Source organism: Bradyrhizobium sp. P2_E8, from assembly GCF_056403875.1.
The window spans coordinates 1-581 of record NZ_JBFUES010001879.1; the positions used below are offsets into that span (position 1 = coordinate 1).

The following is a 581-nucleotide window of genomic DNA, read 5'->3' on the forward strand; positions in this document are numbered from 1 at the left end:
CCATCATCTACGGCCTGTTCGCCGCGATCCTCGGCGGTGGGCTGTTGTTCGGCCGCTCCTTCATCGCCGTCATGTTCGACCAGATGTTCAACCTGACCCCGCAGGGCTGGCGCATCCTGACGCTGCGCTGGGCGCTGTTCTTCGCCGGCATGGCGGTCCTGAACGAGATCGTCTGGCGCACCCAGAGCACGGATTTCTGGGTGAACTTCAAGGTGTTCGGCGTGACGCCGCTGACCATGGTCTTCGCCATCGCCCAGATGCCGCTGACCAAGCGCTACCACCTCGAGCCGGTCTCGCTGGAGACGAGCGAGGCGGAAGCGGGGGATGTGAGGAAGGGGTAAATGGTTTCGTGTCCCGGACGCGCGAAGCGCGAGCCGGGACCCAGACCTTTCCAAGAGTGCCGTCGTGGAGACCTGGGCCCCGGCTCAGCAGCGCACCGCTGAAGAAGCGCTGCGCAGCGTCCGGGGCACGAGACCCGTACTAAGATCCCGCCTTCAAAGCCTTCTCCATCTGCGGCAGCAGCACGCTGCGCAGATTGTCCGGCGTGATCGGGCCGACCAGCTTGTAGACGATGGTGCCCC

1 protein-coding gene and 1 pseudogene are annotated in these 581 nt (G+C 65.1%); one reads left to right on the forward strand and one right to left on the reverse strand.

What is annotated here, in order from left to right:
• The coding region (locus AC1D00_RS44475; protein ID WP_477015125.1) for a septation protein IspZ at nt 1-341 on the forward strand (341 nt) is incomplete at its 5' end.
• 139 nt (nt 342-480) lie between these two features.
• Here the strand turns inward: AC1D00_RS44475 and AC1D00_RS44480 are convergent.
• Nucleotides 481-581: pseudogene (locus tag AC1D00_RS44480) on the reverse strand (DsbE family thiol:disulfide interchange protein); the annotation flags it as partial.